At 35.6% G+C, this 15,790-nt stretch carries 9 protein-coding genes; 7 read left to right on the top strand and 2 right to left on the bottom strand.

From position 1 onward, the window contains the following. The first annotated feature begins 74 nt into the window (after positions 1-74). The 5 genes from J3U09_RS03330 (at position 75) to J3U09_RS03310 (ending at position 9,777) form a co-directional block, all read left to right on the top strand. Entirely contained in the window at positions 75-1,409 is a 1,335-nt protein-coding gene (locus tag J3U09_RS03330) for a replication-associated recombination protein A (protein WP_065563670.1), read from the top strand. A 621-nt stretch (positions 1,410-2,030) separates the two neighbouring features. After that, positions 2,031-4,316, top strand: coding sequence for a class 1a ribonucleoside-diphosphate reductase subunit alpha (gene nrdA, locus J3U09_RS03325; protein WP_267357131.1), 2,286 nt, complete (start codon positions 2,031-2,033; stop codon positions 4,314-4,316). A gap of 117 nt (positions 4,317-4,433) precedes the next feature. Continuing rightward, positions 4,434-5,564 (top strand): class Ia ribonucleoside-diphosphate reductase subunit beta, encoded by a 1,131-nt coding sequence (nrdB, locus tag J3U09_RS03320; RefSeq protein ID WP_416380036.1) that lies wholly within the window; start codon positions 4,434-4,436, stop codon positions 5,562-5,564. A gap of 585 nt (positions 5,565-6,149) precedes the next feature. Further along, positions 6,150-8,834, top strand: a complete 2,685-nt coding sequence (gene glnD / locus J3U09_RS03315) for a bifunctional uridylyltransferase/uridylyl-removing protein GlnD (RefSeq protein WP_267357129.1) — start codon at positions 6,150-6,152, stop codon at positions 8,832-8,834. 19 nt (positions 8,835-8,853) lie between these two features. After that, positions 8,854-9,777: an AEC family transporter gene (locus J3U09_RS03310; protein ID WP_267357127.1), complete on the top strand. Its 924-nt coding sequence runs from the start codon at positions 8,854-8,856 to the stop codon at positions 9,775-9,777. Positions 9,778-9,800: 23 nt separating this feature from the next. Here J3U09_RS03310 and J3U09_RS03305 read toward each other — a convergent pair whose 3' ends face one another. Next, complete coding sequence (locus J3U09_RS03305) at positions 9,801-10,457, bottom strand: HD domain-containing protein (RefSeq protein ID WP_220225657.1); 657 nt, start codon at positions 10,455-10,457, stop codon at positions 9,801-9,803. 326 nt (positions 10,458-10,783) lie between these two features. Here J3U09_RS03305 and mprF point away from each other — a divergent pair, with 326 nt between their 5' ends. Together mprF and J3U09_RS03295 are read left to right on the top strand one after the other, a co-directional pair. Further along, entirely contained in the window at positions 10,784-13,387 is a 2,604-nt protein-coding gene (gene mprF, locus J3U09_RS03300) for a bifunctional lysylphosphatidylglycerol flippase/synthetase MprF (RefSeq protein WP_267357125.1), read from the top strand. A 1-nt stretch (position 13,388) separates the two neighbouring features. Further along, complete coding sequence (locus J3U09_RS03295) at positions 13,389-14,669, top strand: virulence factor family protein (RefSeq protein ID WP_267357124.1); 1,281 nt, start codon at positions 13,389-13,391, stop codon at positions 14,667-14,669. A 54-nt stretch (positions 14,670-14,723) separates the two neighbouring features. Here the strand turns inward: J3U09_RS03295 and J3U09_RS03290 are convergent, their stop codons facing one another. Beyond that, on the bottom strand, positions 14,724-15,620 hold the full coding sequence (locus tag J3U09_RS03290; RefSeq protein WP_220225654.1) for a DMT family transporter: 897 nt from the start codon (positions 15,618-15,620) through the stop codon (positions 14,724-14,726). Between the last annotated feature and the right edge of the window lie 170 nt (positions 15,621-15,790).

The following is a 15,790-nucleotide window of genomic DNA, read 5'->3' as shown; positions in this document are numbered from 1 at the left end:
TATTTTCTTTTCTTTTTCACTTATCAGTTAAGCAGTATATAATAACTGTATTTTGTAAATTTGGATGGTGTAGCATGCCTAGTCTCTCTTTTGAATTTGGGTCAGATGAATTTAAACCTTTAGCGGCAAGGATGCGTCCACGTAATTTATCTGAATATATAGGTCAAAGCCAACTACTTGGTAAAGATAAACCCCTGCCTAAAGCAATTGAAGCAGGTCATTTACATTCGATGATCCTTTGGGGACCACCCGGAACCGGCAAAACCACTTTAGCAGAAATTATTGCGCATCATGCTAATGCCAAAGTAGAACGAATTTCAGCAGTAACTTCAGGGATTAAAGATATTCGCGAAGCGATTGAACGAGCTAAAATTAATCAACAATCCGGAGTAAGAACCATTTTATTTGTTGATGAAGTTCATCGTTTTAATAAAAGCCAACAAGATGCTTTTTTACCTTATGTCGAAAATGGTACAGTAACCTTTATTGGTGCTACCACAGAAAACCCCTCTTTTGAGTTAAATTCAGCACTACTATCCCGTGCCAGAGTCTATCTGCTTAAATCATTAACTAATGAAGATATTGAGCAAATTTTACAACAAGCGATGGATGATCCGGAACGTGGTTATGGCAACCAAAAAATTACGCTACTTGAGGAAACCAGAAAACAGATTGCCGAATTTGTTGGTGGTGATGCAAGACGCGCACTCAACACGCTTGAATTGCTGGTTGATATGTCTGATGGAAAACCATTAACGCCTGAATTACTAAAAGAAGTCATCGGCGAACGTAGTGCAAGATTTGATAATCAAGGTGACCGTTATTATGACCTAATCTCGGCGGTTCATAAATCAATTAGAGGATCTGCACCTGATGCAGCACTTTATTGGTATGCAAGAATCATTTCCGCCGGTGGAGATCCGCTATATGTCGCTCGTCGATTATTGGCTATTGCATCAGAAGATATCGGTAATGCCGACCCAAGAGCAATGCAAGTCGCTTTAGCAGCATGGGACTGTTTTACTCGAGTTGGACCAGCAGAAGGCGAACGAGCTATCGCACAAGCAATTGTTTACCTAGCATGTGCACCTAAAAGTAATGCAGTTTATCTTGCATTTAACCAAGCGATGAAAGATGCAACATCCAAACCTGACTATGATGTTCCAGAACACCTACGCAATGCGCCAACCAGTTTAATGAAAAATTTAGGTTATGGCGCACAATATCGTTATGCACATGATGAACCTAATGCCTATGCAGCCGGTGAAAACTACTTCCCACCAGAAATGGCCGACAGCAAATATTACCATCCAACACAACGGGGTGCTGAGAAAAATTACTCGGAGAAACTGGCTTGGTTGGAAGCACAAAATAAAGCTAGCACAAATCAGCGCTACAAAAAGAATTAGATTGAATATATTAATAGTTACCAAAAGTTCTTGCTTGAGCAAACATGTTGACTGATATTAAATTGATCAAACTAAATCATGCATGTTTAAGCAAAGTTTTTGGTAAATTTGTAAATACCTAAAAATTGATTCACTGATAGGTAAATGAGAGCTCCTTAGCAAAGGCTTATCCTAGTTCTTGAGCATATTTAATTAAAATTATATTTGGGAGATAGCCTTAAACAGCTATTATGCTTTATATCCTTATAAAGCTAAATAGCATTATAAAAGCAAATCTCAAGATAAAAATGAATAATATATTGCTAAATATATAGCTCAATAAACGAAATAGATTCATATTTATGATATGAATTTCGAGTTGTAATTATAGATAGGTAGATCTTATCATTCCCCAATATCTCATTTGGTAAGTAACTACCTATCATTGCCTTTTTTTGACAAAAAAGTTCATATTTCTAAATATCACCCGTAGTCATTGATTTTCGTCAATAAATTAAAGATCACCGCTTATTAAACACACTATATATAGTAATAAAATGATTAATAGGCACTATATATTGTATATTTTGATAAATATCAATTATTATAATCACCATTAAAAACCACAAAAATGGATGGAAAATGAATAAATCAATACTAGTCACAAAACGTGATGGAAACAAAGAACCTATTAATCTAGATAAAATTCACAAAGTAATTACATGGGCTGCTGAAGGTTTAGATAATGTATCGGTTTCTCAAGTTGAATTACGTTCACATATTCAGTTTTATGATGGTATTCGCACTTCCGACATTCATGAAACAATTATCCGAGCAGCAGCAGATCTCATCTCTCAAGATGCACCAGATTACCAATACTTAGCTGCTCGATTAGCGATATTCCATTTACGTAAAAAAGCCTATAACCAATTTACCCCACCACCGCTTTATGAACATGTAAAAAAACTTGTTGCCAGCGAACGTTATGACAAACATCTTCTTGAAGATTATAGCCAAGAAGAGTTTGAACAAATGGATAAAATTATCGATCACTGGCGTGACATGAACTTCTCTTATGCAGCGGTTAAACAACTTGAAGGTAAATATTTAGTTCAAAATCGAGTCACTGGGGAAATTTATGAAAGCGCCCAATTCCTATATATCTTAGTGGCAGCATGTCTGTTTGCGAATTACCCTAAAAATAGTCGACTAGATTATATCAAACGATTCTATGATGCCGTTTCGACATTTAAAATCTCACTACCCACGCCAATCATGGCTGGTGTTCGTACCCCGACTCGTCAATTTAGTTCTTGTGTACTAATTGAATGTGATGACAGTTTAGATTCTATCAATGCCACCGCAAGTGCTATCGTAAAATATGTTTCTCAACGAGCTGGTATCGGTATTAACGCGGGTCGAATTCGGGCATTAGGTAGCTCTATTCGTGGTGGCGAAGCATTCCATACGGGCTGTATCCCATTTTATAAATATTTCCAAACTGCGGTTAAATCTTGTTCACAAGGTGGTGTTCGTGGTGGCGCGGCTACCGTATTTTATCCAATTTGGCATTTAGAAGTTGAAAGTTTATTAGTATTACGTAACAACCGTGGTGTTGAAGAAAACCGTGTTCGACATCTGGATTATGGTGTACAAATCAATAAATTAATGTATCAACGCCTCATTAAAAATGAAAACATTACACTATTTAGCCCATCAGATGTACCAGGGCTTTACGATGCGTTTTTCGCCGATCAAGAGAAATTTGAAGCACTTTATCATCAATATGAACAAGATGTTAATATCAGAAAACGCGTAGTAAAAGCAGTAGAACTCTTCTCATTATTAATGCAAGAACGCGCATCGACTGGTCGAATTTATATACAAAATGTTGATCACTGTAACACGCATAGTCCGTTTAATGCACAACTTGCGCCGGTACATCAATCTAATTTATGTATGGAAATTGCGTTACCAACCAAACCACTTAATAATGTCAATGACGATAAAGGCGAAATCGCACTTTGCACCCTATCTGCCTTCAATTTAGGTAAAATCGAATCGCTTGACGATTTTGAAGAACTTGCCGACTTAACTGTTCGAGCCCTTGATGCATTACTTGATTATCAAGATTATCCTGTTCCTGCGGCTAAAAACGCATCACTTAATCGCCGTACGCTTGGTATTGGTGTGATTAATTATGCTTATTATTTAGCAAAACATGGCGTTAAATATTCTGACGGCAGTGCTAATAATTTAACGCATCGTACTTTTGAAGCGATGCAATATTATTTATTAAAAGCATCGAATAACTTAGCCAAAGAAAAAGGCGCCTGCCCACTATTTAATGAGACGACTTATTCACAAGGGATCTTACCTATTGATACCTATAAACAAGATCTCGATACAATCACTAAAGAGCCACTACATTATGATTGGGAGTCTTTACGTGAATCAATAAAAACTCATGGTTTACGTAATTCAACTTTATCAGCATTAATGCCTTCTGAAACATCATCCCAAATCTCCAATGCCACTAACGGTATTGAACCTCCACGTGGTTATATCAGCATTAAAGCGTCCAAAGATGGCATCTTAAAACAAGTTGTACCTGAATATAATAAATTAAAAGATTTATATGAATTACTTTGGCAAATTCCAAATAATACAGGTTATCTGCATTTAGTAGGCATTATGCAGAAGTTCATTGACCAATCAATTTCGGCAAATACTAATTACGACCCAACCAAATTTCCGAATGACAAAGTACCAATGAAACAACTTTTAGCTGATTTACTAACAGCTTATAAATACGGTGTAAAAACCCTTTATTATCATAATACACGTGATGGTGCTGAAGATATTCAAGGTGATATTGAACTCACATCAAGTGATGATGGTTGTGAAGGCGGAGCATGTAAAATTTAATTGCCCTGTTTAGCACTATAACAAAAGTGAAGGATAGCGATAAGTTATCCTTACTATTCCTACTTTTTCCGAATATTTAGTGAAAAAGTAAACAAAATTAGGAGTTCGACTATGAGTATGAATTACAGCACCTTCTCACACGTCCATAATGATCAACTTAAAGAACCAATGTTTCTTGGTCAACCGGTGAATGTTGCTCGTTATGATCAGCAAAAATATGAAATGTTCGAAAAATTAATTGAAAAACAACTTTCCTTCTTTTGGCGCCCAGAAGAAGTCGATGTATCTCAAGATCGTATCGACTATGCGGCTTTACCTGAACATGAAAAACATATCTTTATTAGCAATTTAAAATATCAAACACTGCTTGATTCAATACAAGGACGAAGCCCCAATGTTGCCTTACTTCCCCTAATATCAATCCCTGAACTAGAAACATGGGTAGAGACTTGGTCGTTCTCAGAAACTATCCATTCACGTTCTTATACGCATATCATCCGCAACATCGTCAATGATCCTTCTGTAGTGTTTGATGATATTGTTACCAATAAAGAAATCCAAAAAAGAGCCGGTGATATTGCGGGTTACTATGATGAGCTAATTAGCTACGCAAGTTATTACAATCTACTTGGGGAAGGCAAACACACTGTCAATAATCGAACCGTCACTATCGACTTGCGTGAACTTAAAAGGCGACTTTACCTCTGCCTAATGAGCGTTAATGCCCTTGAAGCTATTCGTTTTTATGTGAGTTTTGCTTGCTCATTTGCCTTTGCAGAACGAGAATTAATGGAAGGTAATGCAAAAATAATCAAGTTGATAGCTCGTGATGAAGCGCTTCATTTAACTGGTACCCAATTTATGATCAACACCCTAAGAAGTGGTGAAGACGATCCTGAAATGGCCGAAATCGCCAAAGAGTGCGAACAAGATTGTTATGACCTGTTCTTACAAGCAGCCAATCAAGAAAAAGAGTGGGCAGAATACCTATTTGAAGGTGGCTCAATGATTGGATTAAATAAAGATATCCTTTGCCAATATGTTGAATACATCACCAATATTCGTATGCAAGCTGTTGGGCTTAAATTACCATTTGAAGTAAAATCCAACCCAATTCCTTGGATCAACAATTGGCTTGTTTCCGATAACGTACAAGTCGCACCACAAGAAGCAGAAATGAGCTCATATCTTGTTGGTCAGATTGACTCAGAAATCAGCGAAGATGATTTAAGTGATTTCAAATTATAATTGATAGTAGCTTGCATGGATTGAAAAATAAAACTGTGCAAGCTATGTTTAATTATTCGCAATCAGTGCCAAACTAAACATTTATCATTCTGATAAATTTAAGTAATTTAGTTCTTCCAAATTTATCTACCCTATTTTTAAGATTAAATAAAATATCAGCAAATGGTATACACTCCTCAATTATTTTCACACAAAGTATTAACTTACCTTATTCATAAAGTATGAAATGAACCAAGTCATGATTTATTAATACTTATTCTAAGTAACAAAGGATTTGTATTAGGTGAATGTATCCTCAATAAATATTATAAAACGGTATACACTCCTCAATTATTTTTACACAAAGTATTAACTTACCTTATTCATAAAGTATGAAATGAAAAATTCATGAGGTTATTAATACTTATTCTGAGTAAAAAAGCATTTGAATTAGGTGAATGTATCTTTAATAAATATTATCAAACGGTATACACTCCTCAATTATTTTTACAAAAAAATCAAAAATCAATTTTAAAAGGTGCAAATGCTCTTTAATTAAAAGTAAAGGTATTCTAACTTGACACTCTTTTAAAATCGGGAGACGATATGACAATTGAATTATCTCAATTTGATATGATGACTATGACTAATGCGCATTTGTTTTATTCTGTCTCTCCGCTTAATTTTAGTGATAACCAAATCACAGTTCCTTATATAAAACAGCAACTCAATGCGTTTCAACAATGGTCGATTACTCAATTCGAAAACAATGCTGATATTGATGATTTAGTACATCTACGTAGTCAATTTATCGATCAGCTACTTGAACGTTTATGGCATTACTATCAAATTCCAGAACAAATTTCATCGCTATTTAAAAAAAATCGGATTGCACTTATTGCTGTTGGTGGTTATGGTCGTTGTGAACTGCATCCTTTGTCTGATATCGATATTTTGATACTAAGTGATAACTCACTCACCAAAGAGCTTGAAAAACAGATAGGTGATCTAGTTCGTTTACTTTGGGATCTTCATCTGGATATTGGTCACAGCGTCAGGACATTAAAGACCTGCCTGCAAGAAGCTAAAAATGATATCACAATTATGACAAACTTAATTGAATCAAGATTGATTGCAGGAAGTGAGTCATTACTTAAGGAGCTCCAAACACAAATTTTTAGCGATAAAATTTGGCCTTCGCCAGCGTTTTATCGCGCAAAAATCAAGGAACAACAAGAAAGACATCAGCAATATCATAGCACTACCTATAATTTAGAGCCCGATTTAAAAAATAGTCCTGGTGGCTTGCGTGATATGCAAATTATCCAATGGTTAGCTATTCGCCATTTTGGGGGAGAGTTTTTGCAAAAAATTGGACATTTTGATTATCTCACACCCGAGGAAGTCGAAGAATTCAAAGCCTGTCGCAAATTTTTATGGCGGATGCGTTTTTCCCTGCATTGTGTTATTAACCGCTATGACAACCGCCTACTATTCGATCGCCAGTTAAGCATCGCTAAAATGTTAGGTTATAGTGGAGAAGGAAATGCCCCGGTTGAAAACATGATGCATGATTATTATCGGGTAGCACATAATATTACTGAACTCAATCAAATGCTCTTACAGTTATTTGATGAATCAATATTGAAAAGTTACTCACAATATAAAACTTATGATATCGATGAGCATTTCCAAAGTAGAGATAACCTTATTGATGTTAAACATAATAGTGTTTTTACCGATGATCCGGTAACGATTCTTAAGCTGTTCTATACGCTTTTACTTAATCCTCAAATTACCGGACTTTACTCTAATACCATTAGACAACTCCGTTCTGCAAGGCGAAAACTCACGTATTTATTATGTGAAAAGCCAGAGGCGAGAACGTTGTTTATGAAGATCATCAAACATCCTGATGCGATCAAAAAAGCCATTTTACCCATGCATCAATATGGTATTCTGGCGGTTTATATTCCCGGTTGGCAACAGATTTCAGGAATGATGCAGTTTGATTTATTTCATGCTTATACCGTAGATGAACATACTATCCGTTTATTGTTAGAACTGGATCTTTTACGTTCAGAAGATGGCAAACAAAAACATCCAAATAGTTCAATGGCATTGGCTAAATTATCAAAACCTGAATTACTTATTATTACCGGATTATTTCATGATATTGGCAAAGGACGGCATGGCGATCATTCGGAAATTGGCGCAAAATTAGTGGAATCTTTCTGTCAATTACATGAATTAGATGCGAAAGATACTGATTTGATTGTCTGGTTAGTTCGTTACCATTTATTGATGTCAGTAACAGCCCAAAACCGTGATCTGCAAGATCCGGAAGTTATTCGTGAATTTGTTCAACTGGTTAAGAGCAAACGACGATTACAATATTTGCTTTGTTTAACGGTTGCCGATGTTTGTGCAACCAATGAAACCTTGTGGAATAGCTGGAAACAGAGCTTAATGCGTGAGCTTTATCTAACAGCGAAGCGCTCGCTTGATTCTGGCATTCATCAAATACCAGAACAACGCAGTATTGCACGTCAACATAAACAGCAAGCACTAGCTCAATTGCTTGCACAAAATTACGATGAACAATCCATTAAACATTTTTGGCAAAGCTATCGTGTTGACTACTTTTTGCGATATACCGCCGAACAGATTGCTTGGCATGTACAGCTTCTATTGAACCATGAATTGAATCAAACACTCGTTTCAATTAATCCAAATCCTTATCATGGTGGTACGGAAATAATTATCTACTCATCAGATAGACCTTTCCTATTTGCAGCGGCATGTAATGCTTTAAGTATGCTAAATTTAAGTATTCATGATGCTTTAATTATTACCAATAAAAATGGATTTGCGCTTGATACTTTTATTGTACTAGAACCTAATGGGCAAGTGGTGCCTGAAAATCGTCACCAAGATATCATTCAAACTTTAAATAAAGTTCTTCATCAATCAGTTTATAAAGGTGTGACAATTAAGCCGACTAAACAAAGATTACGATCATTTTCTGTTCCGACTCAAGTTAACTTTGTCTCTTCAATTAACGATACTTATATGGAATTAATCGCACTTGATAAACCGGGATTACTTGCTTGTGTTGGTGAAGTCTTTGCAAAGTTAGACTTATCGTTGAGTAGTGCTAAAATAGCGACAATTGGTGAGCATATTGAAGATCTGTTTATTCTAACAGATAAACACAATAAAGCCCTTGATGATAACACCTGTCAAAAACTACGCGAATCGATAGTATTGGCTATAGATTCAATAAACTAATTATCGAAAAGTTAACACAATGCAATTTTTTATTATTTTATTTCCTATTTTTTCTATTTTTATTGTAGGATTTATTGCCCAAAAAGTTCTGAAGTTTGATGTCGCCAATCTTTCCAAAATGTCGCTGTATGTGCTTTCACCTTTTTTGGCTTTTAAAACGTTTTACACACATACCTTAACCAGTGACTATTTTATCTATATTGCCTATATCTTTGGACTCTGCTTTTCTTTGGTATTTATTGTCAGCATGTGGTCAATTGCTATGCGCTATTCGGTAAAAGAGCGTTGTGCGTTGATTTTAAGTTCATGCTTTATGAACAATGGTAATTATGGCACCCCAGTATTACTGGTGTTTTTTGGATCGCTTGGATTCGATTTAGGTGTCATTATGATGGTGTTACAACAATTTGTTATGAGCACCGTTGGTATTTATTATGCGGCTAAAGGCAGTGCACATAGTGATATTGTGAGTCAAAAAGATGTAATAAAAAAAGTGATTAGAATGCCAGTTGCCTATGGTGCTTTTGCCGGAATTATTTTCCAGCTTTGTCATATTCCACTTTCAAAATCTATTATGACTTCAATTGGAATGATCGGTGACTCATCTATTGTCATCATTATGATTATTCTCGGAATGCAGCTAGCTAAAATAAAAATTACCCAACTTGATTACCCAAAGCTCTCATTTGCTTTAACTGCAAGAATGGTTATATCACCAATAGTGGCTTTTGCGATGGTTTATTTTATGCCACTGTCACCCATGTATAAACAAATTCTTATCGTTTTAGCCGCAATGCCAAATGCAGCCAATACGACCTTAATGTCAGTACAATTTGATACTCATCCTGAACTGGTATCTAGTGCAACCTTGGTGAGTACTTTGTTAAGTTTAATTACATTACCTATTGTTCTTTCAATAATTGGTGCGCCAATACCTATCTAAATAAAAATAATAGATGGATAAAATCAATCGATGCCAAGCCATTCTTGTTCAAATTGATTGACAAATTTAACCAATATTTCATGGCGCTGTTCGGCCATTTGTTTAGCGGTGTCAGTATTCATCATATCTTTAAGTAAAAATAATTTTTCATAGAAGTGATTAATTACTGTATTGGTCTGTTTATAATTGTTTTCATCAAGTTTAATTCGAGGTGGGACATTGGGATCATGCATGATATTGTGTTTATTACCACCATAATAAAAAGTGCGCCCAATGCCAATAGCGCCAATTGCATCAAGGCGATCCGCGTCTTGAACAATTTGCCCTTCGAGCGATAATGTGGCTTTTTGTGAAAGATTTTTTCGATAGGACATATTTTCAATAATATCGAAAATAGCGCTAATTTCGGCTGATGTTAATTTCAAACTGCGTAAATACTCTTTTAATTCAATTATGGCACTATCAACATCTTCCGTAACTTTTTCATCAATAACATCATGTAAATAAGCACTCATCAACACAATAAAAGCATTTGCTTGTGGCTGGTGGTTAAGAATTTTTTGGGCTAATTTAACCACTCGCTCAATATGCGCCATATCATGACCAGAAAAATCATGGGAGAGCTTTTGCTTTACATACATTTTAACGTTATTAAGAGTGGTTTGGGGTGATATAGTCATTTTATTATGCTTATTAAAATTTAGTGTAAGATTTTATTAAAACCTGAATATTGTTTATATTACCGCAGTTAAAACTCAACCGCTATTTATCCTTTTAATTAATAATTTTGACAAAGAAATTAATTATAAAAAATGAATAAAATCAATTAAAAAAAATCATTAATCCTAAATTGGTATCATAATTAATGACTGTTTGGTCTCATTTACTAAAAAATGCCTAGTATTTAATGTTTTTTTTAATTTCTTTCGATTGTTTTCACTAATTCCGAGAGGTAGAATGCGCTAATCAAAATTCATAATCAGTGCAACTAACTGGAGTTGATTAAGTGAAAATATCAACACGTAAAGTTTTGCCATGGCAACTTATAGAATGCTTCACTCGATATCGTCAATTCATCGCTCTACTATTTGGACTATCTATTTTTTGTATTGCACTTGTAGTGTGTTGGCATTTATTAAAAACCATCAATATTAACGATTTAAAGTCAGCTCTACACCAACTTCCTTACCATGCAATTTTACTTTCGTGTTTATCAGCAATAGCTAGTTATATTATGCTTATCTGCTATGAATGGTCAGCTGCACGTTATGCAGGTGTTGAACTAAAATTATCAACAATTGCGGTCGGCGGTATTTGTGCTTCGGCGATTGGTAATGCTGTCGGATTATCAGCATTATCAGGTGGCGCCATTCGTTGTCGGCTCTATTTCAAATATGGATTAACCACTATAGATGTAGCAAGGATGTCAATTTTTGTTACTTTTTCATTAGGCTTTACCTTACCGTTATTAGCATCAATCGCGGCACTAATTCATATTGAAAAGACCACGATAGCACTACATACTTCAGTAATCAGTATCGAGTTAATATGTAGTGCAGTATTTATCATTTATGCCGGTGTATTATTATTTTTATATGCTCATCGATTGTCTGAAAAACCAAATAAAGATACGCGTTTATACCAATTTTTTCATTGGAAAATCCGTTTACCTAACTGGCGTTTAGCTAGTAGTCAATTTTTGATTACCTTACTAGATGCTATTTTAGCTGGTGCGATCCTCTATTTCTTATTACCGAATAAGCCAAATTTTATTGTTTTTATCATGATTTATATTCTCGCTTTAGTAGCAGGGGTGCTTAGTCATGTTCCGGGTGGTGTTGGTATATTTGAAGCAATTATATTAGCCGCTTTTTCATCTCAAATTGGTGCGGCATCATTAACTATTGCTTTAGTTATTTATCGATTAATTTATATTATATTACCACTCATTCCCGCAGGAATTTTGCTGTTAATTAATGAAGGTAAAAACTTTCTTTCTGTTCCACAAGTAAAAGAAACCGATACTGGCATTGCTGCAACAATTATGGCCACCTCGGTATTCTTTGCTGGCGTGGTGATGATGTTTTCAAGTGTCATCCCTGGATTCAATCATCATTTTGTCAGCACCTTCATTCCTAACAAAATCGTCAATTTTGCCCATTTAACTGCCAGCTTAATTGGTGTTTTATGTTTATTACTAGCGATGGGATTACGTCGCCGACTTTATTCTGCTTGGGGATTGTCCGTTATCTTGTTGATATTAGGTAGTATCTGCTCATTATTAAGAGGTTTACATTGGATTGAAGCCTTTACTTTATTATCGATAGCAATATCATTGTTCTATTTTAGACACGCCTTTTATCGTAAAAGCCGACTAAGTATTTTGCCCTTTTCGTTAAAATCCTTTGTGATCACTTTTGGCTTACTTATCCTATTTGTTTGGCTAATCTTATTTATTTATCAAGATATTCCTTATAGTCACAATTTATGGTGGCAATTTGAATTAGATAGCCGTGTTCCTCGAGCCTTGCGTGCAGCATTAGGGAGTTTTATATTATTAAGTGGTGTGATGTTATTTTGGTCTTTCAAACCGGCATTACCCATCTTAACCATTCCCACTAAAGAAGAATTGAGCGAAGCTCATCAAATCATCCTCAACTCGAAGCAACCTGAAGGCGGATTAGTGATGAGTGGTGATAAATCATTACTTTTCAATCAATCAAAAACCGCTTTTATCATGTATGCAAGGCGAGGAAGAAGTATGGTTGCGCTTTATGATCCGATTGGTAATGATAGTGCGCGCGCAGATTTAATATGGGAATTTAGGGATCTTTGTGATCAACACCATTTACGCCCAGTTTTTTACCAAGTTAGAGCAAACAATTTACCATTCTATATGGATATAGGGCTTAGAGTGGTCAAACTTGGTGAAGAAGCGTTAGTTAATTTAAATGAATTTGATTTAACATCAAAAGGTTATAAAGATCTTCGATATACTTGGAATCGCGGGCAACGTGATGGACTTAGTTTAAAATTTTATCCACCAGGTACTGCACCGCTTGATGAGCTAAAAATAGTCTCGGATGCATGGTTAAAAAACAAACACTCAAAAGAAAAGAAATTTTCGTTAGGCGCTTTTTCGAAATCTTATTTAGATAATTTCACCATTGCAGTTATTGAATACCAAGGCAAAATTATTGCTTTTGTGAATTTACTCGAAACCAATCAAAACTACAGTGCAACCATTGATTTAATGCGAGTTTTACAAGATATTCCTAAATCCACTATGGAATTTTTGATGGTAGGATTGATTCTACATTATCAGGAAAAAGGCTATCAGTACTTTAGTTTAGGGATGGTCCCGCTTGCGGGTATGCAAAGGCGACGTGGTGCGCCAATGATCCAACGCTTAGGGGCGTTAGTTTTTCGACGTGGTGGACGTTTTTATAACTTCCAAGGTTTACGTCGCTTTAAAGAAAAATTTGCTACTCATTGGGAACCACGTTATATGGCGGTTCCCAATGGACTTGATCCTTTGGTCGCCTTGATTGACACCACTATGTTAATTTCTGGCGGTAAAACGAATTTAACTCACAATAAGAACAAATAAGATGAAAAATATCATACGTTATATTTTATTCTTTCTGATTTTAGTATTCATTGCAGTTTGCATAGCCGTAGGTTGGTATTTTTATAAAAACCAACGAACCGCTTCTGTAAATACCATAGCCATTAATCAAAACTTTTCTATCTTATCGGCTACCCCAAAACAATCAGCTGAGGCTGCTGCTATAATTGTTGCCACTAAAGATAATCATTTTACGGCTGATCAATTATTAAGTTTATCTGAATCAACAGGTGCTAAATTAGTACAGTTTGAATTAGAACCGCAAGGAAGTTGTGAAAAACAGCAAACTCGTTTTGAGGAAGCACAGAAAGTCTTAAATGAAGATAAGTTTGTTGTTGCTGGTATGCAAGAAGGTGCCGCCTTTGCTTATCGGTGGTTAACCCAACAAAATGATGATGCCAAAGCTTTATCGATTGAATTTACATTAGATCATAAAGATTGTGATGCACCTTTACCCGCTCAGGCTAACCATGGAGAATGGCAAGTAATTTGGAATAATCCACCAGATGAACAAGTTGCCATTTTTCCTCGACAACAAAAACAGATTAAAGTAACCACCAAAATTGGCGAATATCAAGCATCACCAATTGAACTGTTAAGTTTACATTTACCATCTATTTTATTTGGTGAGCATGAACCATTACCAGTAATAGAATTACCCGCTAAAGGTAAACAATCGCATCCCAATAGTGTTACTTTTTATTATTCAGGTGATGGCGGTTGGCGAGATTTAGACAAGGTTTCGGCAGAGTATATGGCTTCTCATGGTTATTCTGTCGTTGGTGTTGATGCACTAAAACTATTTTGGCAACATCGTTCCGTTGAACGTAGTGCTAAAGATCTTACTCATTTAATGCAAGAATATCGGGATAAATGGGGCGTTAATAAATTTATTTTAGCTGGCTATTCATTTGGTGGTGATATCTTACCTGCACTATACAATCGATTATCCAAAAACGATCAAGAAAGTGTACAAGCTTTAATTATGATTGCCTTTTCAAAAGACGCTAATTTCGAAATAGAAGTAAGTGGCTGGCTTGGTCAATCTGGCGATGAAATGAAAACCGCGCCGGAAGTAAATCAGATTCCAGCAAATAAATTATTTTGCATCTATGGTGAAGAAGAAAAAGAAGATACCGGTTGTCTACAGCCAGAGATGAAAGGAGAGGCTTATAAATTACCTGGTGGTCACCATTTTGATGAAAACTATACGCATCTCGGTCAAATCATTATGGAAGCGATCGATAAACGCATAACACCTTAAAATAAGCAAAAAAGGGGCAATAGCCCCTTTTAGTGATTCACTTGATTTATAAGATCAATGCTTGCTGATTCTGATTTTTCCTTCTGATAACAATACCCCAATGAGGGTTGATAACGTACCGATAGCCGCGATCCAAGTAAAAGGCTCATTTAAAATAACGACTGCAGCAATAATGGTTAAAATTGGGACTAAATACAGATAGATACTAATTTTTACTGCACCAACTAATTTCACCGCATAATTCCAGGAAGCAAAACAGATAGCCGAAGCCCCAACGCCTAAGAATAGAATATTAAAAAGATTAGCCGTGTGCGTGAAGCGATCCAGTCCCCATTTGAAATCAAACAGATACAACGCTGGTAACATCATCACTAAACCATAAAAAAAGAAGCGTCGTGTTAATAAAATCGTATTGTATCCATAATGACTGCATTTTTTAGTCAAAATTGAATAACATGCCCAAAACAAGCAGGCACCTACCGCAAGCAGATCACCCAATGGATTAAGTGACAGTACAAATTTACCATTCAAACTTATTAATCCAACGCCGAAGATTGCAAACAAACACCCGATATAAAATCGCTTAGCTGGCCGTTCAGTTTTTAAAAAGAAGATCGATAAAAGTGCGGTAAACACGGGCGCTAATGTGGTAATCACCCCTACATTTGAGGCAGTGGTATAAGTTAAGGCAATATTCTCACATAAAAAATAGCAGGTTACACCACAAAACCCGGCACACAAAAACATCAACTCTTGCTTTAAACCTTGCCAAGCAAAGATCCGGGGCGCTAAAATCCAAAGCGTTAAATAACCCAATCCAAACCGGTAAAATAAGATTTCAATAGGTTTAAAATCGATTAACAATACTTTGGTGGCAATAAAAGTGGTTCCCCAAAGAAACACTGTCATCAAAGCAATCAGATGCCCTCTTGTCCTCAATGAAAATAACATTTAAGTTCTTACTCTCCATCGACTATTTATATGTTAATCATTTCCCTATCATTTGGTTGTCAAATTGGATATGCAAAAAATAAAAATATAGGAAAAAGGCTTGGTAATGATAAAAATATCACTATTTTAATTGAAATTTAAGATCGGTTAGATTAACTCGCTGCTAATCT

Origin of the sequence: Gilliamella sp. B2889, assembly GCF_026536885.1 — a bacterium.
Lineage (GTDB): Bacteria > Pseudomonadota > Gammaproteobacteria > Enterobacterales > Orbaceae > Gilliamella > Gilliamella apicola_E.
Note: the sequence above shows the minus strand (reverse complement) of the source record. Positions and strands in the feature narration are given on the sequence as shown.